The organism is Streptomyces varsoviensis, from assembly GCF_000718635.1.
In the GTDB taxonomy this organism is placed as follows: Bacteria; Actinomycetota; Actinomycetes; order Streptomycetales; family Streptomycetaceae; genus Streptomyces; species Streptomyces varsoviensis.
In genome coordinates this window covers 92543-114636 of record NZ_JOBF01000012.1, presented here as the reverse complement: position 1 = coordinate 114636, position 22094 = coordinate 92543, and the positions used below count along the sequence as shown (strand labels likewise).

Genomic DNA, 22094 nt, shown 5'->3' with positions numbered 1-22094 from the left:
GCCGCCCACGACAGGAGAGTTGGACTTGGACACCACCGGCACCGGGCCGAGCCCGGGCACCGCGACGGGCAACCCCTATCAATCGCTGCCGCCGCGCTCGTTCTGGCGCTCCGCCGTGGCCGAGCCGGACATGGCGGACATCGGCGGTCTGTGGTCGCCCAAGTTCGGCATCGGGCAGGACGAGCCCGTCCTCACCGCCGGTTCGTGCTTCGCCCGCCACATCGGCCGCGCGCTGCGCGAACGCGGCATGAACTGGCGCGACGCCGAACCGGCCCCGCCGGGGCTGACGGAGGCCGAGCGGACGGCGCGGCACTACGGCGTGTTCTCCTTCCGCACCGGGAACATCTACACCGCCGCCATGCTGCGGCAGTGGCTGTCCTGGGCGCACGGCGAGTCCGCGCCGCCGGACGAGGTGTGGAGCGAGGACGGCCGCTTCTACGATCCGTTCCGCCCGGCCGTCGAGCCCGCGGGCCACGCCACGGCCGAGGAGGCGCTGGCCGCGCGCCGGTCGACGCTCGAAGCCGTCCGGGGGGCCGTGGCCGGGGCGGGCGTCCTCGTCTTCACCCTCGGGCTGACCGAGGCGTGGCGGGACCGGGCGACGGGCGTCGTGCACCCGGTCTGCCCCGGCACGGTGCGCGGCTCGTACGACGCCGAGCGGTACGCGTTCCACAACTTCACCTTCGCCGAGGTGTACGACGACCTGTCCGCGGCCGTCGAGCTGGCCCGCGCCGCCAATCCGCGGCTGCGGGTGCTGCTCACCGTGTCGCCGGTGCCGCTGACCGCGACGGCCACCGGCGGCCACGCGCTCACGGCCACCACGTACTCCAAGTCCGTGCTGCGGGCGGTGGCCGGGCAACTGGCCCTGGAGCGCGGGCACGTCGACTACTTCCCGGCGTACGAGCTGGTCACGGGCTTCCCCTTCAAGGCGACGCGCTACGAGCCGAACCTGCGCACCGTGTCGCCGGAGGGCGTCGCCTTCGTCATGCGCCACTTCTTCGACGGCCTCGCCCAATGCCCCGCCGAAGCACCCGCCCCAAACCGCGCCGACCCCGGACCGCCGCGGTCCGCCGAGCCCGCCGCACCTGCCACCGGAGAGGACTTCTGGTGTGACGACGCCGTACTCGACTACTACAACCCCCGCTAGGTTCCTGCTGCTGGGCGACTCGCACGCCGGGCCGATCGGCCGGGCCGCGAAGGAGGCCGGGATCGCGTTCAGCGGCGGCCCGATCGGCGCCGGGCGGGATTTCAACGCCGACTTCTTCGACGTGCGCGGGGGCGACGTCGTCTTCCGCAAGCCGCAGGCGGACGCGTACTACCGCGGCTTCCTGACCGAGCTGGACGCGCCCGGTCTCGACGGGCTGACGGTGCCGTTGGTGGCGACGTTCGGCTTCAGCGCCCACTTCATCGCGACCACCCAGAACTGGCACATCTACCGCACCCGCGACGGCGGTTTCCCGCCCGGTTTCCTCGCCGGCCCGCTGTTCGACGCCATCGTCCGCGCGACGGTCCGCGACGCGCTGGCCTTCTACGCGCACGCGCGCGGCCTGGGCCTGCGGGTGCTGGCGGTGACGGGGCCGCAGCGGGTGCCGAGCTTCTCCGACCCCGTGGTCTTCAAGGCGGCGCAGGAGTGCGTGCGCGGCGCGCTGGCCGAACGGGGCGTGGAGATCGTGGATCTGCGGTCGCGGGTGACCGGCGAGGACGGTTTCCAGCGCCCCGAACTGTGCGAGAGCAACGACGTGATCCACGGCAATCTGGCGTTCGGCCGGCTGATCCTGACGGAGCTGCTGGACCGGGGCCTGTGAGCCCCGGCGGCCGTAGCCCGTACCCCCCGCAACCGCCCTACGCAGCCCGCCCCCTGATCACAGACCACCGATCCCCGAAGCCCCGATCGCCACAGCCCCGCTACCCAGGAGGATGGAATGGAGCAGTACGCACTGGATGCCGTCGAGCGCATCACCACCAGGCCGCCGGAGGTCTACGACTCCATCGGCGTCGACCCGCTCACCCCGCTGACCGGCGCGGAGATCTCCGGCCTGGACCTCTCCAAGGAGCTGACGGATGATCAGGTCGACGAGCTGAAGCGGGCCTTCCGCGCCCACCACGTGCTGGTCTTCCGCGACCAGACCATCACGGGCGAGGACCACAAGCGGGTCGCCGGGTACTTCGGCGAACTGCACCTGGTGGCCGCGCCGGTCGAGGGCTCGGACCCGTACATCCTCGAACTGAGCACCACGAAGGAGTCGCGCGCGGTGGCGGGCAACGGCTGGCACGCCGACGGCACCGCCGACGCCGAACCGTCGCTCGGCTCGATGCTCTACATCACCCGCACCCCGGAGATCGGCAGCGGCGGGGACACGCTGTTCGCCAACATGCACCTGGCGTACGACCTGCTGTCACCGGCCATGAAGACGTTCCTCGACGGGCTGACGGCGGTCCACGACGGGCTGCTGCCCTGGCAGGGCGAGACCCCGCCGGCCGACTACGTCGTGCCGAAGAACGAGCACCCCGTGGTGGCGCGCCACCCCGAGACCGGCCGCAAGCTGCTGTTCGTCAACGGCGCCTACACCTCCCACATACCGCAGCTCACGCGCGCCGAGAGCCGCGCCGTGCTGGACATGCTCTACGCCCATATCGCCGGCACGCCCATGCTGTCCTGCCGGGTCCGCTGGGCCCCGAACACCCTGGTGTTCTGGGACAACCGCTGCGTGCAGCACCACGCGACGTGGGACTACTACCCGCACTCGCGGTACGGCCAGCGCATCGCCATCAAGGGGCAGCGCCCCCGGGCCTGACTCAGCGTCCGACCTCGCGAGAGCCGTGCTCGACGACAGGACGGCCGATGCACGGATCGAGGCGTCGGCCTCTGGCCAGATCTACGGGCCGTCACCCGCCCCGTCGGCGCGCAACGCCGCGTGCCGACAGGGAGGGTGACGGCCGATCAGGTATCGCACCTTCTCCCTGGGAGTGAGTGAAATAGATCACGGAGGGTTCGCAGGGGACGAGGGCAACTATCCGTGTACGCCCCATTTGGTCCGGTCGCTCGCCGTTGACCAAGGAATGACTGGGCGGAGATTTCGCTTTCTTCAGTCTTTATCTGGGCCATATGATCCGCGCTATGGCTGCTGCGTGACCATGTTCAGCGTGACGGCCTTCGCCTGCTTTCCGTCCGAGAAAAGGGATCAAGTGAAGCATCGTCGCGCGCCTGCGGCGGCGGCTGCTGCCACCGCAGTCGGCCCCGCCGTGCCGCTCTCCGCAGACCCGCCATTAGCCGATGCCCGGGCCGCGACACAGGAGCGGAGTGGGCCGGAGGGCTACGCCGAGCCGGAGAAGGTCACCGCCGAAGCGGATAAGCCGCACGGGGACGCGGTTGCCGCCAAGGAGGAGGCTGCGCGGAAGAAGCTCAAGGCCGCCTTGGAAGCCCTGCTTTCGGAGACGTACACGCTAAAGGCCGCCAAGCAGCAGGGGGGGCGGGCCCGATCGCCATCGCGAGCAACCTGCGCTTCGAGATCGTTGTCGGGACCGCGGTCAGCCCCTCGTTCACGGCGGCCAACGACGACACCCGGCCCTCAAAGGGCTTCACGCCGGTCGCCGCCGGCCTCGGCCGATCGGCTCTGATATCGAGCCCGCCCGAACAGCCCGGCGACACCAGGCAGCGAGACACGTCCGACAGACTTGCACCGGACACCGCGAACGGTAGTCCCGCCAGGACCAGCTCGCCCCTGCCCTGCCTGCGCTCGCCTCTCCGGCCATTACCGACGGGCCGCACGTGAGGACGGACTCGTACAACGTGCGTGCATCGAACCTCTTCAACTCCAGCTGCTCCGCTGACACGGACGTCTGGCGTTCACAGGGTATGCCGCACGACCTCTATTGCTGTTGACGGTGAGCAGCAGGACCCAGTGTCCGCCAGCACGGGTCGCATTCCAGGAAGTCAGCGCTTCCCTGTCGACCACGGGACAACAGTGCAAATTCCGCAGCTGGGCGACCGGCGGCGACGCCTGCGCTACCGGCGAGGAGAAGCGCGCCGCTCCGGCTGACTCCCGTGCTCATAACCATCGATTTCGCGGCGACGCGGGTGCTTCGAGGGCCATGAACAACCGCTGCCGCAATACATCGACTAATCCTCAGCTCACACAAGGGTCACCCGCACTGGGTTTACCCATTTTTTGAATTGATAGAAGGGATTGCTGAAATCAGAATGCGCAACACTCACTCAGCCTCCGGGCGTATGCGGAGCGTCTTCACGCGTGGGGTCGTGACCGCCACCGCGCTGACCGTGGTCGCAGGCATGGCCGTACCTGCCGTCGCTGCCGCCGCGCCGTCAGGTGCGGCTGTCATGCCCGCTGATATCGGCACCAGTGACGAACAGCGGGTCGCCGCGGCGTCGGTGGTTCATCTGGACCCGAGCCCGGACGTGCTGCTGCTCAGTGACCGGGACTTCGTCTTCGCGCTGTGGGAGAAGGCCCGGGAGGCCGGAGAGCGTCTGGAGACAGTACGCATAGCCGCCGAAGAGGCCATGGCCAGTACGTCTGCCGACGACTACGCGCGGTTCGTCGCCACCGGCATCCATGAAGCGTACGAGGTCGACAAGCAGCGGGAGCAAGACCGGGCCGACGCCGAGCGGGCGGCCCGACAGGCCAAGGCCCAGGCACTGATCGCCGTCGGCATTCCGGTCACTCCGGATCTGCTGGCTCTCAGCGATGACAATTTCATCCGCAGGGTCATGAAGCACCAGGACGCAGGTGCCGAGGTCAAGGCCGCGGCCGCGCGCGCATTGGCAGGAAGTCCGGCCGACTGGCGGAAGTTCATCGCCAACGGGGCCCGCGAGGCGCATGACCGCGACGTGGCCAATGAACTCAAGGAATTGGAGGAGAAGAACCGCGAGGAGGCCCAGCGGCGAAAGGAACTGGCCGCCCGCACGAACGTCGCCGCGCTGTTCGCCATCACCCCCAGCGAGGCCATGCTGAACCTCGGCGACGACAACTTCATCCGCGAGCTGATCCGCAGCGTTCCGGCCGACGCCCGGGACACCGACCTGTACGCGGCGGCCCAGGCGGCGCTGAACAGTTCCGCCCCGGCGGATTGGAAGGAGTTCCTCCACGCCGGGGCCGAACAGGCATACAAGCGTGACGACGAGGCCCGTCGCAAGAAGGTCGCCGACGCTAACCGCCGGCGCGCTCTGGAGATCCAGGCCGGGGCCGAGAAGACCGGGATGTACCCCGGTCTGGTCGCCGCGGCGCAGAAGGCGCTGGCCGGCAGCGACGAGGACGTTGCCCGCTTCCTTCGGGAGGACAGCCAGGAGCGGGCGAAGCGGCAGTCCTTCCAGCCCAGCAGTGGCAAGCAGGCCGGCTGGTACATCCGCCAGTCCAGCGTGGACGGGGGAGCGGCCTTCCTCGCTCCCGTCGACGCCGAGGGTCAGCAGGCCGACCGCGAGGACGCCACCTGGGTCATCGTGCCCTCGCTCGCCATGCAGCCCGGCTGCTACTCCTTCGAGTCGGTCCGCAAGCCCGGCTACTACCTGATGCAGAAGGACCTCCGGGTGCGGATCTCCGCGAACGACCGCAGTGCGGCCTTCGCCAAGGACGCCACTTGGTGCGCCCGCAAGGGCCTGGCCGGTTCCGGCACGTCCTTCGAGTCGGCGAGCCAGCCGGGCCGCTGGCTGCGCCAGTTCCAGGGCGACCTCTACGCGGGAGACAAGAGCGGCAAGCACCGCTACGACACCGGCAAGGACTTCGCCCAGGACGCCACCTGGAAGATCTCCTCCCCGCTTGCGGGCTGACCCGCCCCCGCCGAGCCCACCCCTCAAGAAGAACGGAACACCCGATGCCTCGGATCATCCGAGCCGCGCTGGCCACAGCCTCCTGCGTCGCCGCACTGGCCGGCGGTGCGATCCCCGCACACGCCGGTGAAGCCAAACCCCGTGCTGCCACGGCCACATCCTCTTTCGTGCAATTGCAGGCGGCGCACAGCGGCAAGTGCCTCACCCTCGCGCAGGGCAGCCTCGGCAACGGCGCGAACGCGGTGCAGTCCACGTGTGTCGACGGCCTCGCCAATCAGCTCTTCGAGCTCGTCCCCACCGATTCAGCGGCGTTCGAGGTGCGGGCCGAGCACAGCGGCAAGTGCCTCGAAGTGGAGAACGGCGGCACGAAGGCCGGCTCGAACGTCCAGCAGTGGTGGTGCACCGACGGTCCGCAGCAGCGCTGGAAGGTGATCATGGTCGAGATCGCCGACGGGCTGTACGAGCTGCGCCCCACGCACGCCCTGGACCGTTGCCTGGATATCAGCAACGCGAGCCTGGAGGACGGCGCGAACGCGCAGTCGTGGTACTGCAACGGTTCTCCCGCCCAGCGGTGGCGGATTCTGCCGGCCAAGCCCTGACCTCCCCGAAGCCCCGCCGAGCTGCTCCTCGCACTCCGGCGGGCTCGGCAGCGCCGGATACACCGCGGTGCCCAACCGTATGGGGCACCGCTTACCCCTCAAAGAGAAACGGATCCCATGATGTCCCGGATCGCCCGAGCCGCGCTTGCCACGGTCTCCTGCGTCGCCGCACTGGCGGGCGGCGCGACCACCGCACACGCGGAAGGAGCCAGCTATCTCTCCGCCGTCCCCATCGGGGAACCGGTCGTGCAGCTGCAGGCCGCGCACAGCGGCAAGTGCCTGGAAATCGAACACGGCGGAACCGGAAACGGCATGCCGGCACAGCAGAGAACCTGCGACGGCACCGACCCCGCCCAGCAGTGGCAAACGGTCGCCGTCGTCGGCTCCTCCTTCGAGGTGGTCTCCGTGCCCAGCGGCAAGTGCCTTGAGGTGGAGAACAGCAGCACCAAGGCCGGCGCCAGAGTCCAGCAGTGGACGTGCGTCGCAGGCAAGCAGCAGCGCTGGCAGCTCGTCCTTGTCGACCAGCCCAAAGGCCTCTTCCAGCTGCGCCCTACACACACCGAAAACCGCTGCCTGGACATAGCTGGTGCCCAGACGGGCGACGGCGTGCCAGCACAGCAGTGGTACTGCAACCAGACCGATGCCCAGCTGTGGCGCATCCAGGTGGTCAAGTGACCTCTCGCGCCCTGCCGCGAAACCGCGGCAGATGAATGTGGTGGAGGACAGGCCACAAATGCAGCAACGGCCCTTTGCCGATGAGAGCACCGCTATGAAACGCATATCAGTGAAAGGTTCTGGAGTGAGTCGTCAGAGGTGGGTCACACAGGCACTGGCGGTCAGCCTGCTGGCCGGCGGCGGCAGTCTCGCGGGAACGGTGTCGGCATTCGCCGAAGCCCGCGTGCCAATCAGCGTCACAGTCCACCAGCGATCGGAGCAGGCCCCCCTCACGGTGGCTGATGCGGCCGCGGAGGCGCGTGCGTACGTCACCTCGCTGGCGAAGTCGTATCTGCCTGCCGAGATACGTGTGTCAGCGTGGAACGTGCTGCGCAATTCTCGTGGGGACGAGGCGATCGCGGAATGGCTGACGCCCGGTGGCGGCTATGACTACGCCAAACAGAGAACGCGGGAGGCCCGTTCCCGGAACAAGGCGTTCTGCGAACGGGTGGCGCGGACGCACACCATGGCGTTCTCCCCCGAGGTGCATATAGCGGCTGAGCGTGCGCTGAAGGGCACTGCTGCCGACCAGGCCGCGTTCGTCAAGACCGGATACGCCCAAGCCCAGCAGCGTGACCGGGAGACCAGGGAAGCCGATGCGGAGCACCAGCGGGAAGTCACCGCAAGCGAACGGGACTTTGTGCGCGCCCGCGCCGAGCAGGACCCGGGTGAGCAGGTGCAGGTGGCGGCACAGTGGGCTTTGCGGGTCGGCAGCACTGACGCGGACATCGAGGAGTTCTTCGGTTACGGCTGGGCGAACGGCGCGGCCTTGGACCTGGAGGCCTACCGGATGCGGATGGCCGACGCGGAGACGGCGCGGCACCACACGCTGTCCCGCCTGATCAAGGAAGCCGCAGCAGCCGAAGAGGCCATCAGGGGCGCGGCCGACGCCGCGAAGGCCAGGGCCGATGCCGAACGGGCCTGGCAGTCCGTGGCCGAACACGCCGACGCCGCGCAGAAGGCATGGCTGGCCGAGCAGGCCGCCGCCACGGCTCAGGCGGAGCACTGGAAGAACATCGCCAAGGCATCCCAGGAGACCGCCGACAAGCTCTGGAAGAACATCACCGAGCCGGCCGAGGCCAACCAGGAAACCTGGGCCAAGGAGCAGGCGGAGGCAGCCGAAACGGCGAAGTCCTGGAAGGACATCTTCGACCGGGCCCGCGACAGCGAGAACCGCGTCAAAGGCTGATCGGCCCCGCACACGCGGTTGGCCCCGATCGGCGGGCCGACCGAATCAGACCACCCCGCCCCAATACAGGGCAGGGCGACTTTTCTGTCCAATTTCAATGAGGAGCCTTCCCATGACGGGTAGATTCCGGCCCAAGGCCGGACTGTTACGCAACGACGTAGCCAGAGTGATGAGAGCGGCCCTGTCCACGGCCGTCGTCCTAGCGGTTCTCGGCGGCGCGACCGGCGAAGCCGCTGCTGCTGCCACTACGCGCACCGAGGCGGCGTCGGCCACGCAGGCGCTGGCCACACTGGACCGTCTGGCCGCCACCCTGCCGAAGCCGACTGCGCCGACAGCCGCGCCGCAGTCCGAACTGGCAAAGATCAGCGCGGAACGCGATAGGCAACTGGTCGAGGACTACGCGGAGTTCGACGAGGAAGAGGAAGTCCGCGAGGCCGCCAAGAAGGCCCTGGAGAGCGATGATCCCAATGCGATCCGGGAGTTCCTCGAACACGGCGAGGCCGAGGCCCGCCAGCGGGCCAAGGACAAGAACAACGCCACCGACGTCAAGAACCGCCAGCAGATCGAGGCGATGCGCGGTACCGGCGGCCCGCACTTCAACCAGGCGGTCGAAGACGCCCTGAAGGGCTCGGCCAAGGATCGCGCCGACTTCCTGGCGTTCGGCGCCGAGATCGCCCGGCAGCGGGACGAGAAGACCGAGCAGAACGCCAAGGAGCGCGCGGAGAAGAACCGCAAGCGCGTGGAGATGCTGGCCGCCTCCGGCGGCCCGGAGGTGAAGAAGGCCGCCCAGGCCGCGCTGGACACCAACGACGACGCCAAGATCGAGGAGTTCCTGGAGAAGGGCTACCAGGTCGCGGCGCAGAAGGATGCCGACGCCCGGGCGGCCCACGAGAAGGCCGAGAAGGAAGCCCAGGAGGCGGCGGAGAAGCTGCGGGAGCTGGCCCGGCAGGCCGCCCGCGCGGCCGAGGCCCGTACCAAGCTGATCGCCGTCAACGGCGACGCGGTGAAAGCGCTCAAGGAAGCGTCCAACGCCATGGCCCAAGCGGCATCGGCCGCGCGTGAGGCCGACCGCATGCTCTCGGCCGACCGGGCCGGCAAGGCCCTGTCCGACTATGGCCAGGTCAAGGACGAGGTCGCCAGACAGGTCGGATACGCCGTCGAGGCCGCCAAGCGGGCCAAGGTCGCAGCCGCGCAGGCCAAGGTGCAGACCGACGTGCTGGTCGACACCGGACTGCCCTACGGCACCCAGTGGGCCGAGGTCGCCTCCGGCATGGCGGCGGCAGCGGACGCGGCCGCCAAGGCCGGCCAGACCGCCCAGCACGCCGTCGACGCCACCGCAGCCGACGCCGCCGGGCTGAACTCCAAGAACCAGGCGGAACTGCACGAGCAGCAGGCCGAGAAGTGGCGGGCCAACGCCCAGGAGCACGCCAAGGCCGCAGCCCAGCTCGCCAAAGCCGCCGACAAGCAGGCCCAGACCGCAGCCAGCGCGGCCGCCAAGACCAAGCAGGCCCGCATCGCGGCCGAGGAGGCCGAGAAGGAAGCCTGGGCCCACGCGAAGAAGGCCCAAGAGGCCAGAAGCGAAGCCCAACGGCAGGCGAAGATAGCCGCCGAACAGCGCAAGATCGCCGAACGCGAGCGCAATCTGGCTGCCCAGGCACGGGAACGGGCCGAGCACGAGCGCGACAACGCCGCCGCGGCACGGGCGCGTGCGGAGGCCGAAGCACGTACGGCATCGGCGGCACGAGCAGAGGCCCAGGCCGCAGGAGCCACCGCAGCCAAGGCCCGGGCGGATGCGGCAGAGAAGGAAGGCATCGCCGCCAAGGCGGACGCGAACGCCAGCGGTATGGAAGCTGAGGCTCGTCAAGCCAGGGACAGAGCGCGTGAAGCCAAGCGCAAGTCCGACGCAGAAACTGCTCGGGCTCAAGCCACCGCATCGATGGCGGCCGCAGCCAAGGGCACTGGTTATTCCGTCGAGGCCCAGGCTGCGGCGGCCGCAGCAAAGGCCGATGCCAGCACCGCTGGTGCGGCGGCCGGCCAGGCCCAGAACGCCGCCGACAGGGCCAGCGGCGCGGCGATCCAGGCGCGCTCCGCGGCCACCGAGGCAGCGGGTGCGGCAGCTCGGGCACGGGCAGCGGCGGCGGAAGCCACCGCACATGCCGCACGGGCCAACGCCGCGGCGAACAAGGCCGAAGCCGCCGCTGCCAACGCCAACGCGGCAGCGAACAAGACCGAGGCCGAGGCCTCTGCCACCCACGCCGCGGCCATGCGGGCCAACGCCAACGCCACCGAAGCCACCGCCCAGGAAGCCCGCGCCGGCGTCGCCGCGCACGAGGCCGCACGCCTGGCCGGACTGGCCGCGGCCGAGGCCAACAACGCCCTGCAGGCGGCCAACCGCACCAAGGGCGAGGCCGAAGGCGCGGTCCGCGAAGCCGCCATGGCCCGGCTGCAGGCCACCATCGCGCTCCAGGCATCCGCGGCAGCTCGCAGCACCGCAGCCGGCATCGCCGACCCCGCCAACACCGCCATCGCCCTGACGGCCCCCTTCTCCGGCAAGGACGTCGACGCCGACTTCGCCGCCGAAGTAGCCCAGGCCGCCCAGGAGATGGGACAGGAACAGGTCGACTCGGCCGAAGCAAAGGCCGCCGAAGCAGTCAAGGCCGCCGAAGCCGCCGAGGACGCCGCGAAGAAGGCCAACGCCCAGGTCGCCCCGGCCTTCCAGGCCGCAGCCGACGCCGCCCGGTCCTCGGCCGACGCAGCACGCTCGGCCGCATCAGCCATGAAGTCCGCCGCCGAAGCAGCAGCCGACGGAGCCAAGGCCAGGTCCGCCGCAGCCCGCGCCAACCAGGCCGACGCCCAGGCCCAGACCGACGCCCAGCTCGCCCGCCAAGCCGCCACCCAGGCCTACAAGGACGCAGCAGCCGCCCGCGACGCCGCCAACCAAGCCGAAGCCGAAGCAGCCCGCGCCCGCGGCGCCGCCGCTGAGGCCGACCAGCACGCCTCCGCCGCCAATAGCGCCGCAGACCTCGCCGAACGCGAAGCCACCGTTGCCCAGAGCGCCGCGACCCAGGCACAAAAGGACGCCGTCGCCGCCGACAAGCTCGCCGAAGCCGCGGAGTCGCATGCCAAGTCAGCGAAGAAGGCAGCCGATAACGCCCTCGAATACGCCAAGGAAGCTGACGAGGCAGCCAAGCAGGCAGAGAAAGAGCGGGATGATCGGGCGGCCAGAGCTCGAGAAGAAGCTGCCAATTCCGGCAAGGTTAGCGGCCGCGAACTGACTTCAAGGGACAAGCGGGACATCGAAGATGTCGGCATAACGCCCGAGATGTACGCAGAATACCAGAAGCTGGCAAGTTTTGAATTCAAGGATCTCCTCAAGGAAATCGGCGGCGAGCTTCTCGAAGAATTCTTCGACGTCAAGGACATTCAAAAATGTTACAGCGAAGGGAACGTCGAGGCATGCTTCTGGGCGCTAGTAAACAATCTCCCCTGGGGCAAGGCATTCAAGGCCGTTGAGAAATTCCCAGAGATCATCAAAGCCGTTAGGCGTCTGGTTGGCATCGATAAGCTCCTAGATGAGTCGGCTAAGGCAAAAAAGGTGATCAAGGAAACGGAGGAGGTCCTCGAGGAGGCAAACAAGAGAGCTCCCTTCTGCCCGAAAAAGCCGAAGCCTAAGGGCCTGGCGGCGCCTGGGAATTTCCCCAAAGCCTGGCACGCCGCCACCAGCATGGCCATCGCCAGGGAAAATCAAAGGGCGACCAACCAGCAGCATCGTCCGGAAACCAGAAGACTCGCGGCAGGCGACCGTATCCGTACCCTCGATGGCGAGCTGCGCGAAATAGCAGACACCCGCTCCTGGTCCGGTGTCCGCAGGGTTTACAATGTTAGTTCCGGCAGGGCTGGAACACTCTATGCGCCGACTGGAAACGCGCGGGCCTTCGTCAATGGCGGACACGATTCCGGGAATTTGGGCCCAAGACGCGAGGAGTTCATTGCGAAGCTGGTCGGCGGCACTGTCGCCAAGGACTCCAAGGGGCAAGATATACCGATCCACATGCCAAACGTAGGGAAGAGCGGCCTTGACGTTCTTGGACCAAACGGGGAATATATCTTCGTGGGCGGCGGCGCCAAGGCAAAGAACCCATCGAATTTTGGAAAGCTTCTCAAAATATCCAAGTGGGCCGCAGATGAGGCCGGCGTCAAGGCGATTTACTATCTAGCCGACAACACGCCAGAGTCGGCTGTCAAACAAGCCAAGAAAGCATTCGGAGACGAGAACGTGCACATCTTCACACTACCGACGACATGTTAGCCATGTACGATCCTTTCATTCGATGGTACCGAGAGTCTGCTGCTACATCAGTCCTCGCCGAGCAAGTTGAAATCCTCGCGAAGCATGGGATTCAACTTCGCCACCCGGCCCTTGGACCGGTCATGGTGATCGACGTTGAGGGGAATGATGTCCCTGTGGGGCAGGATGAGCTTGATCGCCTTCTTGCCCTTCGAATCGCGTCTGTCAATGTGAACTGGTGGTTCTCATCAGACACGCATCTAATCGACAATTACTCCTACGAGCCGCTCGGCTGCGAGATCCAGACATTCTGGTTGGATCACCTATCTGTCGAAGAGGTGGAAAAAGTAGAAGCGGCTGTCACATCAGCTGCAGCGGAAATTCCAACGCTCACTCGCGCCCTGATCATTGATCGACGCGGCATCTGCGAGCCGGACGACTGGAACTCGCTCGTCCTTTATGACGGACAGCGAGTCCCTGGGGCCCCCGACAGGTTGATCGTGCAGAGTCAAATCGCATCAAGAATTTTGCAGACCCCATCGACTTTCATGACAGAGGCCATTGGGAGCGGGATGGTAGAACTCACTCCACACAACCCGTCATAAGGTTCCGCGGTACGGGTACCCTACCTGTACCGCTGCCAGATCCTGTACGGCAAGCCTTTCCTGGCTGGCTTGTCCGACAAGCCGTAGGTACTGTCGGGCCCGCGTTGTTGGCCGGTGGCCGAGTGTCCCTCGGCCACCGGCCACGGGGGGATACGGTTCGTAGAATCCGGCAATAGAGATCAATGCCGTGACCGGCGGCCACCCCGTCGACCGGGGTTTGGAGTTCGGCAGCGGGATCTTGTCCGTCCAGCCACCAGCGGTGCTGGATGGTGGCCCGGGTGAGCCAGGAGCGAATGGTTCGTGAGGCCCTGATCCAGCAGGACGGTGGGGGCAGAAGGCTTTCGACTGGCCCCTTCTCCGGCCGGTCGTCGGAGCAGAGCCCCGGAGCGGTCGCATTTACAGTGCCGCGCCGTGCGAACCACTGGTACCAGCAGAAGGAAGAAGCACAGCCAGCGACCATTGCTCGACTTCCCTCGTGCCGCTCCCACGGCACCAGCTGTGTGATCTGGGGAAACGCCGGCTCCCCGGTCCTGGGAAACCTCAGGCTCCGGCCCCCGGGGCCAGTCCGATAACGCCACGACTTTAGGCCGCCGCCCGGCCCAGGCTGTCGGCCAGTCCGGCGGCCAGCCGGGCGCAGACCTCCCGGCGCCGCCCGTCCCGGTCCGCGGCGCCGTCCCGGTCCTCGGCCTCCTCCCGGTCCGCGAGGGCCAGGACGCAGGCGCGTACGTACGCGAAGGGGTACGTCTCGGCGTAGGCGTGCGCGTCCGCCGACGCGTAGGCGAGGGCGGCGGCCCGCGCGTTCGCCAGCGCGTTGGCGGCGGCGTAGGAACGGGCGTTGGCGCCGGTGCTGAGCTTCGCGTAGCCGTCGGCGAACTCGGCGGCCTTCCGCTCGCCGTAGTCGTTGGCCATCGCGTAGGCGTGGGCGTCGGCGGAGGCCGTGGCGTACGCCTCGTCGTAGGCGTACGCGTGCCGGTAGAGGTCCGGCAGGGCCGCCCCGAGCGCCGCCTCCCACGCCTTCGCCGCGACCCGCTCCCCCGCCAGCGCCCGTACGTGCAGCGCGCACACCGCCTCCTGCCCCCCGGCGTCGTCGCCGCGCCGTGCGGCGGCCGCCGCCAGCATCGGCGCCACCGTGCCCGCGTGCCAGTCGTGCACCACCGCGAAGGGCACCTCGCCCCCGAGGCGGCCGAGTTCGCCGTGCACCCGGCGGGCCCACGCCACTGCCGTCGCCGCCTCCTGCCCCTCGAAGAGCACGCCGATGACCTGCGCGTACCAGGGCGGGGGAGCACCGTCGTACGAGCCGGCCGGAAACCCTTCATGCCCGGCTCGCCCACTCTGGAGTCGTGCCAGGAACTCCTCGAACGTCTCGGTCGCGGCCGGGGGAAGAGTCATCCGTCTCTCCTGTATGGGCTCTCACGGCCGCTGCTGCACCGGCCTCCGCCAGGGATCTTCACCGTAACCCGGCGATCTCCCGCACGGAATGCCCGGCGATCACCGAGTACCGGCGGCGGGCACGACCCTCTCCGATGCCGACCGCGACCGTCAGGCCGCCGCCACGTTCGCCCCCACCCCGCCGGGTGCCGGGGCGCGGTGGATGGGGGTGTGCGCGCCGGTGAGGGGGCGGCCCGTGCCCCCCTCTCTGGCGGCGACGATCTCGGCGGCGATGGAGAGGGCGGTCTCCTCGGGCGTGCGGGCGCCGAGGTCGAGGCCGATGGGTGAGTGGAGCCGGGACAGTTCGGCTTCGGTGACGCCGACGTCGCGGAGGCGGCGGTCGCGGTCCTCGTGGGTGCGGCGCGAGCCCATCGCGCCGACGAAGGCGACCGGCAGCCGCAGGGCCGTCTCCAGCAGGGGGACGTCGAACTTGGCGTCGTGGGTCAGCACGCACAGGACGGTGCGGCCGTCGGTGGCGGTGCGCTGGAGGTAGCGGTGCGGCCATTCGACCACGATGTCGTCGGCTTCGGGGAAGCGGACACGGGTGGCGAAGACGGGCCGGGCGTCGCACACGGTCACGTGGTAGCCGAGGAACTTGCCCGTCCGCACGAGGGCCGAGGCGAAGTCCACCGCACCGAAGACGATCATGCGGGGCGGCGGCACGCTCGACTCGACGAGCAGGGTCGTGTCGGGCTCGCAGTGGCGGCCGGCCGCCCCGACATCGACCGTGCCGGTGCGGCCCGCGGCGAGCAGGGCGCGGGCCTCCGCCGCCGCCGTACGGTCCAGCTCCGGGGCTCCGTCGAGGCCGCCCTCGTACGTGCCGTCGGGGTGGACGAGCAGCGCGCCGCCGGGCGGTGTCCCGGCGGTGCCGCGGGCGACGCGGACGAGGGCCGTCGTCGCGCCGCGCGCGGCGGCGGCCAGCGCCGCCGCGAACACCTGGCGGCCGGGCGCGTGCGCGGCCACCGGGGTGACCAGGACCTCGATGACGCCGCCGCAGGTCAGGCCCACGGCGAAGGCGTCCTCGGCGCTGTAGCCGAACCGTTCCAGGACCGGTTCGCCGTCCTGGAGGGCCTGTACGCACAGTTCGTACACCGCGCCTTCCACGCAGCCGCCGGAGACGGAGCCGATGACGACGCCGTCGCCGTCGACGGCGAGCGCGGCTCCGGGCGTCCGGGGCGCGCTGCCCTCGACGGCCACGACGGTGGCGACGGCGAAGTCGCGGCCCTCCTTGACCCATTGGTTCAGCTCGTCGGCGATGTCCAGCATCTCGGTCTCCTCTCGGTACGGGCCGGACGCGGGTGTGGGGTGGGGCGGGGCGAGACAGGGAACGGGGCGGGGCGCGACCACCGACGGCCTCGCCGGGCCAAAGGCCCGACCGGCCCCGCCCCGCCCGGTGTTACGCGGCCCCGCCCCGCCCGTGTCTCAAACGCTCCCGTCCCACTTCCCGCCGGGGCTCAGGCGGCCCCGCCGCCCGCGGCGATGACGCGGTCGGGGCGGATCGGCAGGTTGCGGTGGCGTACGCCGGTGGCGTGCCAGACGGCGTTGGCGATGGCCGCCGCGGCGCCGACGATGCCGACCTCGCCGATGCCCTTGATGCCGACCGGGTCGTCGGGGTCGGGGTCGTCCACCCAGTCCGCCTCGATGTGCGGGATGTCGGCGTTCGCGGAGAAGTGGTAGCCCGCGAGGTCGGCGCCGACGACGGCGCCCGACGCGCGGTCCCGTACGGCTTCCTCGTGCAGGGCCATGGACAGCCCCCAGATCATGCCGCCGACGAGCTGGCCGCGCGCGGTCAGCGGGTTGACGATCTTGCCCGCGGCGAAGACCCCGAGCATCCGCCGGACGCGCACCTCGCCGCTGGCGACGTCCACGGCGACCTCGGCGAACTGGGCGCCGAAGGAGTGCCGTTCCTTGGCCGCCAGCGCGCCGATCACCTCGGAGGTGTCGGCCCGCACGGTGATGCCCTGCGGGGGAATGGTGCCGCCCAGGGCCAGTTGCTCGCGCAGTTCGCCCGCCGCCCGGGTGACGGCCCAGCCCCAGGAGCGGGTGCCCATGGAGCCGCCGGCGAGGGTCGCCGGCCCGAAGTCGCTGTCGCCGATCTGCACGCGGACGCGGTCCGGGGCGACCTCCAGCGCGTCGGCGGCGATGAGGGTCAGCGCCGTACGCGCCCCGGTCCCGATGTCCGCGGCGGTGATCCGTACGGTGAAGGCGCCGTCCGCCTCCGCCGTGACGGCGGCCGAGGACGGAGCGGCGAGGACCGGGAACGACCCGGCGGCCGTGCCGGTCCCGAGCAGCCAGCGCCCGTCCCGGCGCACGCCGGGGCGCGGGTCGCGGTCCGCCCAGCCGAACCTGCGGGCGCCCTTCTCGAAGCAGTCGAGCACCCGGCGGGTGGCGAAGGGCAGCCCGGAGACGGGTCCGGCCGCCGGTTCGTTGCGCACCCGCAGCTCGATCGGGTCGATGCCGCACCGCTCGGCGAGTTCGTCGACGGCGGACTCCATCGCGAAGGAGCCGGGCGCCTCGCCCGGCGCGCGCATCCAGCTCGGCGTGGGCATGTCGAGCCGTACGAGGCGGTGTGCGGTGCGGTGCGCCTCGGCGTCGTACATGACGCGCGATACGCCGCCGCTGAACTCGACGAACTCGCGGAACGTCGAGGTGAGGGAGAACGCCTGGTGATCGAGGGCCAGCAGCCGCCCGTCGGCGTCGGCGCCGAGCCGGATGTGCTGCTCGGTGGGGCTGCGGTAGCCGACGAGCGAGAACATCTGACGTCGGGTCAGCACGACGCGGACCGGGCGGTGCAGCATGGTCGCCGCCATCACCGCGGCCACCTGGTGCGGGCGGACCGCCTTGGAGCCGAAGCCGCCGCCGACGTGCTCCGACCGTACGCGCACGGACTTGGCGTCGAGGGAGAAGAGGTGCGCGAGCTCCTGCGCCACGAGCGTGCTGCCCTGGTTGGAGTCGACGACTTCGAGCCGGCCGCCGTCCCAGCACGCCGTCGCCGCGTGCGGCTCCATCGGGTTGTGGTGCTCCTCGGGCGTGGTGTACCGCTCGTCCACCACGACCGCGGACGCGGCCAGCCGCTCTTCGAGGTCCCCCTTCTCGGTGTCCGGCGCCTGCCCCATGATCTCGCCCGGCGTGTAGAGGCCGGGGTGGTCCGCCGAGAAGGCCACGTCGTGCGGCTCCTCGTCGTACTGGACGGTCAGCGCCTCGGCGGCCTCCCGCGCCTGCTCGGAGGTCTCGGCGACGACGAGCGCCACCGGCCAGTTGAAGTGCGGCACCCGGTCGTGCTGGAAGACCTGGAGGATCGGGTCGGGCGGCCCCAGGGGGCCCATGTACTCCGACTCGACGCGCGGGGCGTTGCCGTGGTGCAGCACGGCGAGGACGCCGGGCATCGCGAGCACGGGCCCGGTCTCCACGGCGCGGACCCGGCCGCGGGCCACGGTGGACAGCACCAGCCAGCCGTGGGCGAGGTCGGCGAAGGGGATCTCCCCGGCGTACCGGGCCGCCCCGGTGACCTTGTCGCGGCCCTCCACCCGGGTGTGGGCGGTGCCGACGGCGCCCGTGACCGCCGTGGTTCCCGTCGTCACGGTCATCGGGCGGCCTCCTCGGCGAGTTCGGTCAGGACGGCGACGGCGAGGTTGCGCATCAGTGTCACCTTGTATCCGTTGTGGGGCAGCGGCTCGGCGGCGGCCAGTTCGGCGTCCGCGGCGGCGGCGAACGCGGCGGCGGTCGCCGGGCCCCCGGTCAGTGCCTGTTCGGCCGTACGGGCGCGCCACGGCCGGGACGCGACGGCCCCGAAGGCGAGGCGCACCTCGCGTACGGTCCCGTCCTCGACGTCGAGGGCGGCGGCGATCGAGCCGATGGCGAAGGCGTACGAGGCGCGCTCGCGGACCTTGCGGTAGCGGGAGACGGCGGCGACGGGGGCCGGCGGCAGGGTGATGCCGGTGATCAGCGCGCCGGAGGGCAGGGCGGTCTCCAGGTGCGGGGTGTCCCCCACGGGCAGGTAGAACTCGGCGAGCGGCAACTCGCCCGGCCCGTCCGCCGTTTCGTAGTGGACGACGGCGTCGAAGGCGGCGAGCGCCACGCCCATGTCGGAGGGGTGGGTGGCCACGCAGTGCGCGGAGGCGCCCAGGATGGCGTGGTTGTGGTGTTCGCCCTCGATGGCGGGGCAACCGCTGCCGGGGGCGCGCTTGTTGCAGGGCTGGGTCGTGTCGGCGAAGTAGCCGCAGCGGGTGCGCTGGAGCAGGTTTCCGCCGACCGTCGCCATGTTGCGCAGTTGGCCCGAGGCGCCCGCGAGGACGGCCTGCGCCAACGCCGGGTAGGCGCGCCGCACCTCGGGGTGGGCGGCCAGTTCGCTGTTGGTGACGGTGGCGCCGACGCGCAGTCCGCCGTCCGGGGTGGACTCGATGCGGCCGAGGGGGAGTTCGCGCACGTCGATGAGGTGCGCGGGCCGCTCGACGCCGGTCTTCATCAGGTCGACGAGGTTGGTGCCGCCGCCGAGGTAGCGCGCCTCGGGGTCCGCGCCGCGCAGCGCGACCGCGCCGGAGACGTCGTGGACCCGCTGGTAGCCGAATTCCCTCATGCCGCCGTCTCCTTGTCCTCCGTGGCGGTATGGGCGCCGTCCGTCTCGACGCCGGCCGCCCGGGCGACCGCCCGTACGATCGACGCGTACGCGCCGCAGCGGCAGAGGTTGCCGCTCATCCGCTCGCTGATCTCCTCCGCGGTGAGCGGCGGCGGCCCCGCTTCGGGCCGCACGTCGGCGGTGACCGCGCTCGGCCATCCCGCGGCGTGCTCCTCGATCACGCCGAGGGCGGAACATATCTGTCCGGGCGTGCAGTAGCCGCACTGATAGCCGTCGAGGTCGATGAATGCCTGCTGCACCGGGTGCAGCGTGTCGCCGTCCGCGACGCCCTCGATGGTGGTGATCTCGCGCCCCTCGGCGGCGACGGCGAGCTGGAGGCAGGAGACGGCCCGGCGGCCGTCCATCAGCACCGTGCAGGCGCCGCACTGGCCCTGGTCGCAGCCCTTCTTCGTACCGGTCAGATCGAGTCGCTCGCGCAGCGCGTCGAGCAGGGTGGTGCGGTGGTCCACGGGCAGGCTGTGCTTCTCGCCGTTGATGTTCAGGGTTATGGCACTGGTCGTCGGTAGGGCCATGATCAGCCTTCTTTCGCGTATGCGGTACGCGGCGGGGTCTCGGGGCGCGGCCCCCTGGTCCCGGCGTGGTCGGACGGGCGGCCGGGCGGTTCCGGAGCCCCGGCCACCTGCGACGCGACCGGCGACGGTACGACCGGCCACGATCGCCACCGGTCGTGGATGCCGCTAAGGTGGACCTAAGTGGACACTTGTCCGTTGGGCTTCAACCTAACGGACAGTTGTCCGCTTAACAAGGCGGTTCCAGCCGTGATTCCGGGAAGCCGGGATTTCGGCGGGTGCGCTGACCGTGATCGACGCGACCGGGAAGCCGTGACTCCGGGGAGGAGGGCGAGTGCAGGAGAGAAAAGACGCGCCGCTGCGCTCGGACGCGCAACGGAATCGCGAGCGCATCCTGACCGTGGCGCTGGAGGAGCTGACGCGCTCGGGCGACGTCCCGCTGAGCGCCATCGCGAAGAAGGCCGGCGTCGGCCAGGGCACGTTCTACCGCAACTTCCCCAACCGCCAGTCCCTCGTGCTGGAGGTCTACCAGTACGGGGTCCAGCAGGTCGCCGACGCCGCGGCCCAGTTGCTGGCGGACCACGCCCCCGACCAGGCGCTGCGCGAGTGGATGGCCCAGCTCGCCCAGTACGCCATGGTCAAGGCCGGTCTCGCCGACGCGCTGCGCAAGGCCACCAGCGGCTGCGGCACCCTCGCCGGTCTGGGCTACGGCCCCATCACCTCGGCCGTCACGTGCCTGCTGCGGGCGAACCACAAGGCCGGCACCATCCGCCCGGGGGTCACCCCCGAGGACTTCATGCTCGCCATCGCCGGCCTCTGGCAGATCGACCCGCACGGCGACTGGGAGACCCGCGCCACCCGGCTCCTGGACCTGGTCATGGACGGACTGCGGGCCGGGGCACCCGGCGGGCAGTGAGCTAGGAGGCGGTGTGCGGGCGTGACCGGTCGGCTACGACCGCCGACGGGGCTTGCCGCCCTTGCTCCCCTTGTTTCCCTTCGGGGACTTGCCTCCCGTACCGGGCCTGCCGCCGCTGCCGCCCCTTGGACTGCCCCCCGCCGGCCTGGCCGCGGGCGTGCCGCCCGCGGGCTTACGGCGTGCCCCCTCGCCCTCCGGGCGCCTGGCCTTCTTCGACTGCTGGGCCGCGGCCTGCGTCCGGCCCCGGGTGCTGTTGACGGTCCGGCCGCGGACGATCCCGATGAAGTCCTCCACGAGATCCGTGGTCTTCTCCTGCGGCCACGACAGCGCCACCCGCGACTGAGGGGCGTCCGTGAGCGGCCGGTAGGTCAGGTCCTTGCGGTGGTGCAGCCGGGCGAGCGACTGCGGCACGACCAGCAGCCCGACCCCCGCCGCCACCAGCTCGATCGCGTCCGCCGTCGTGGCGGGGCGGTCCTTGGCGGGCTGCCCCGGCCGCCGCTCCCAGTCGAGGGTGTCGTCGAGGGGATGCAGCACGATCTCGTCGGCCAGTTCCGCGGGGGACACCTCGTCCACCGCCGCGACCACGTGGTCCTTCGGCACGACGACGACCGTCGTCTCGGTGTAGAGCGGGATCGCGCTGAGGTCCGTACCGTCGACCGGCAGCCGCACGAAGGCCGCGTCCGCGCCGCCGTCCCGCAGCACCCCGCAGGCGTCGGCGGCGGCCACCTGGACCAGGGACAGCGGGACGTCCGGCAGCCGCTCGTGCCAGATCCGCACCCACTTGGCGGGCGTCACCCCCGGTACGTACGCGAGCTGGAAGGAAGAGGGTGTCTGGGCGCCGGTCACCAGGTCAGGCTACCGGCTCCTGGTCGGCGGTAGCGCACACGATCGATACCCTGGGGACCATGAAGTCGCACCAGACCACCCAGACCATGAAGCCCGCGACCGCGGCGAAGAAGCTGGGTGTGTACCTAGAGGCCACCCCCGCCGAGTTCCAAGAGGGTGTCGTCTCGCGCGCCGAGCTGAACGCCCTGCAGGCCGACCCGCCCCAGTGGCTGCTGGAGCTGCGGCGCGACGGCCCGCACCCCCGGCCGGTGGTCGCGGCGAAGCTCGGCGTCTCCATCTCGGGGCTCGCGCGCGGCGGGGTCACGGAAGCCCTCACCACGGAGCAGATCGACGCGCTCAAGCAGGAGCTGCCCGAATGGCTCCAGCACGAGCGCGCCACCCAGGCCGAGGTCCGCAAGGAGAACGCGCGGATCAAGGCCAAGAAGGCGGCGGAGCGCGACGAGCAGCAGAGCTGACCGCCACTCCCCCCTCGGCCTGCCCGGCCGTACGTCGATACGGCCGGGCGGCACCACCCGCACCCCCGGCCGCCGGCCGGGGGTGTTCTCGTGCGTACGGCGCGTACGAGCACGCGCGACACGTAGGGCA

The 22094-nt window shown here is 70.3% G+C and carries 17 protein-coding genes; 11 read left to right on the top strand and 6 right to left on the bottom strand.

Annotated elements, in window-relative coordinates; genetic code table 11:
- The first annotated feature begins 25 nt into the window (after nucleotides 1–25).
- The 9 genes from IF55_RS17905 (at nucleotide 26) to IF55_RS37325 (ending at nucleotide 13174) form a co-directional block, all read left to right on the top strand.
- Nucleotides 26–1144: a GSCFA domain-containing protein gene (locus IF55_RS17905; protein WP_048832152.1), complete on the top strand. Its 1119-nt coding sequence runs from the start codon at nucleotides 26–28 to the stop codon at nucleotides 1142–1144.
- Nucleotides 1107–1802, top strand: a complete 696-nt coding sequence (locus tag IF55_RS17900; RefSeq protein ID WP_030882778.1) for a hypothetical protein — start codon at nucleotides 1107–1109, stop codon at nucleotides 1800–1802. The genes IF55_RS17905 and IF55_RS17900 overlap by 38 nt, the downstream gene beginning before the upstream one ends.
- Before the next feature lie 117 nt (nucleotides 1803–1919).
- Nucleotides 1920–2792 carry a TauD/TfdA dioxygenase family protein gene (locus tag IF55_RS17895; protein ID WP_030882775.1) on the top strand — a complete coding sequence of 291 codons (873 nt, stop codon included), beginning with the start codon at nucleotides 1920–1922 and terminating at the stop codon, nucleotides 2790–2792.
- Between the two features lie 1544 nt (nucleotides 2793–4336).
- Nucleotides 4337–5779 (top strand): AbfB domain-containing protein, encoded by a 1443-nt coding sequence (locus tag IF55_RS17890; protein ID WP_245661242.1) that lies wholly within the window; start codon nucleotides 4337–4339, stop codon nucleotides 5777–5779.
- Between the two features lie 44 nt (nucleotides 5780–5823).
- Complete coding sequence (locus tag IF55_RS17885; protein ID WP_078644612.1) at nucleotides 5824–6378, top strand: RICIN domain-containing protein; 555 nt, start codon at nucleotides 5824–5826, stop codon at nucleotides 6376–6378.
- A gap of 117 nt (nucleotides 6379–6495) precedes the next feature.
- Nucleotides 6496–7053 (top strand): RICIN domain-containing protein, encoded by a 558-nt coding sequence (locus tag IF55_RS17880; protein WP_030882768.1) that lies wholly within the window; start codon nucleotides 6496–6498, stop codon nucleotides 7051–7053.
- 124 nt (nucleotides 7054–7177) lie between these two features.
- On the top strand, nucleotides 7178–8281 hold the full coding sequence (locus IF55_RS17875) for a hypothetical protein (protein WP_030882764.1): 1104 nt from the start codon (nucleotides 7178–7180) through the stop codon (nucleotides 8279–8281).
- A 112-nt stretch (nucleotides 8282–8393) separates the two neighbouring features.
- Nucleotides 8394–12590, top strand: a complete 4197-nt coding sequence (locus IF55_RS17870) for an ALF repeat-containing protein (protein ID WP_211270003.1) — start codon at nucleotides 8394–8396, stop codon at nucleotides 12588–12590.
- Nucleotides 12584–13174, top strand: a complete 591-nt coding sequence (locus IF55_RS37325; protein ID WP_245661241.1) for a hypothetical protein — start codon at nucleotides 12584–12586, stop codon at nucleotides 13172–13174. Before IF55_RS17870 ends, IF55_RS37325 begins: the two co-directional genes overlap by 7 nt.
- Before the next feature lie 582 nt (nucleotides 13175–13756).
- Here IF55_RS37325 and IF55_RS17865 read toward each other — a convergent pair.
- The 5 genes from IF55_RS17865 to IF55_RS17845 all read right to left on the bottom strand — a co-directional run bounded on the left by IF55_RS17865 (nucleotide 13757) and on the right by IF55_RS17845 (nucleotide 19750).
- Nucleotides 13757–14563, bottom strand: a complete 807-nt coding sequence (locus IF55_RS17865; RefSeq protein WP_030882760.1) for a hypothetical protein — start codon at nucleotides 14561–14563, stop codon at nucleotides 13757–13759.
- Between the two features lie 150 nt (nucleotides 14564–14713).
- Nucleotides 14714–15868, bottom strand: coding sequence for an XdhC family protein (locus IF55_RS17860; RefSeq protein WP_030882757.1), 1155 nt, complete (start codon nucleotides 15866–15868; stop codon nucleotides 14714–14716).
- A gap of 188 nt (nucleotides 15869–16056) precedes the next feature.
- Nucleotides 16057–18189 (bottom strand): xanthine dehydrogenase family protein molybdopterin-binding subunit, encoded by a 2133-nt coding sequence (locus IF55_RS17855; RefSeq protein WP_030882753.1) that lies wholly within the window; start codon nucleotides 18187–18189, stop codon nucleotides 16057–16059.
- Nucleotides 18186–19178, bottom strand: coding sequence for an FAD binding domain-containing protein (locus IF55_RS17850; RefSeq protein ID WP_030882750.1), 993 nt, complete (start codon nucleotides 19176–19178; stop codon nucleotides 18186–18188). Before IF55_RS17850 ends, IF55_RS17855 begins: the two co-directional genes overlap by 4 nt.
- Nucleotides 19175–19750 carry a (2Fe-2S)-binding protein gene (locus IF55_RS17845; protein ID WP_030882747.1) on the bottom strand — a complete coding sequence of 192 codons (576 nt, stop codon included), beginning with the start codon at nucleotides 19748–19750 and terminating at the stop codon, nucleotides 19175–19177. The genes IF55_RS17850 and IF55_RS17845 overlap by 4 nt, the downstream gene beginning before the upstream one ends.
- A gap of 331 nt (nucleotides 19751–20081) precedes the next feature.
- On the opposite strand from IF55_RS17845, the gene IF55_RS17840 reads away from it, so the two are divergent.
- A complete protein-coding gene (locus IF55_RS17840) occupies nucleotides 20082–20663 on the top strand; it encodes a TetR/AcrR family transcriptional regulator (protein WP_030882745.1) in 582 nt (193 codons plus the stop codon).
- 33 nt (nucleotides 20664–20696) lie between these two features.
- Here the strand turns inward: IF55_RS17840 and IF55_RS17835 are convergent, their stop codons facing one another.
- Nucleotides 20697–21509 (bottom strand): LysR substrate-binding domain-containing protein, encoded by an 813-nt coding sequence (locus IF55_RS17835; protein ID WP_030882743.1) that lies wholly within the window; start codon nucleotides 21507–21509, stop codon nucleotides 20697–20699.
- A 59-nt stretch (nucleotides 21510–21568) separates the two neighbouring features.
- Between IF55_RS17835 and IF55_RS17830 the strand changes: the two genes are divergently transcribed.
- The gene (locus IF55_RS17830; RefSeq protein ID WP_030882742.1) at nucleotides 21569–21964 is read left to right on the top strand and encodes a DUF5997 family protein; all 396 of its coding nucleotides are present in this window, start codon (nucleotides 21569–21571) and stop codon (nucleotides 21962–21964) included.
- Nucleotides 21965–22094: the final 130 nt, after the last annotated feature.